Source organism: Moorena sp. SIO3I8 (assembly GCF_010692325.1).
Taxonomy (GTDB): Bacteria; Cyanobacteriota; Cyanobacteriia; order Cyanobacteriales; family Coleofasciculaceae; genus Moorena.
Genome location: NZ_JAAHHW010000470.1, coordinates 1 through 1,103, shown reverse-complemented (window position 1 = coordinate 1,103; position 1,103 = coordinate 1). Strand labels below are relative to the sequence as shown.

At 43.0% G+C, this 1,103-nt stretch carries 1 protein-coding gene and 1 pseudogene; one reads left to right on the top strand and one right to left on the bottom strand.

Translation table 11 applies throughout. The features are described from left to right. A pseudogene (locus F6K51_RS37965) lies at window positions 1-229 on the top strand (hypothetical protein); the annotation flags it as partial. 157 nt (window positions 230-386) lie between these two features. Here F6K51_RS37965 and F6K51_RS37960 read toward each other — a convergent pair. Further along, window positions 387-1,103: calcium-binding protein (locus F6K51_RS37960; RefSeq protein WP_293031511.1), on the bottom strand; the 717-nt coding region annotated here is incomplete at its 5' end.

Genomic DNA, 1,103 nt, shown 5'->3' with positions numbered 1-1,103 from the left:
GAATGTGATTGGCTTGGAGATGGAAGGGGCACACTTACAAAAGGCAATTCAAGCTGCTTCTATGATCCGAAAAAGTATCGATGATAAGGTAAAGCTGCGTTATGCTTACTATGCTTCTGATAACCCATTGTTGACAGGCAGCACCTTAGCTTCCGGGGGATTGGGAACAACAGGTGTTAAGCCCACCTATTTAATCACTATGAAATTTCTTAAGAAAATCCTGGGATAGTTGATGTAGGGTGGGCAGTGAACCAGACCGATTCACCAAGCCAAAGCCCGTTGCTAGGCACTGCCCACCAACGGATTAAAAGATATAAAAAACAGGAAACAAACCAGATCAAGGAGACTTTAACTAATCAGTTATTTCTGCCATTCTTTACTAATCCTTAGACAAAGGACAAATCCCCGATTTGGTTATAGCCACCAGACACAATAGCAATAATGTCAACAGAGTTGAAACTATTCCCTATATTGAACTGAGATTGAACAGCTGAACTGTTACCTAAAGCAATATTATTAGCAACCTGTTGAACTGAAGCAAGACTACTTGTGCCAAGAGAAGAGACGCCTTGATTGACAGCGATAAAGTTTGCTCCAAAGATATAGTTGATGCCTGACTTGAGTTGAATTTTATCCGTACCGGATTGGAAATCTGTAATTTGGGCGTAGTCATTAATACCCAATACTCCTCCTCCACCGACATAGTAAGGATTGTTGCTATCTCCAATCACAAATTTATCAGCACCAGTTCCTCCAGTTAAGGTATCCTTTTCATTAATGCCTGGATTGTTAACGTTGGGGTCTACACCTACGATGGTATCATTACCAGAGCCACCAGACAGAGAGTCGTTACCAGAGCCCCCAGACAGAGAATCGTTACCAGAGTCACCAGACAGAGAATCATTACCATCGCCCCCAAACAGAGAGTCGTTATCTGAGCCCCCAAACAGAGAATCGTTATCTGAGCCGCCAAACAGAAAATCGTCACCTGAGCCGCCGATAAGAATGTCATTGCCCTCTTGACCAAAGAGAATGTCATTGCCCTCAAGTCCTGCAATGATGTCATCTCCCTCAAGTCCCAAAATTAAATTGTTGCCACCATT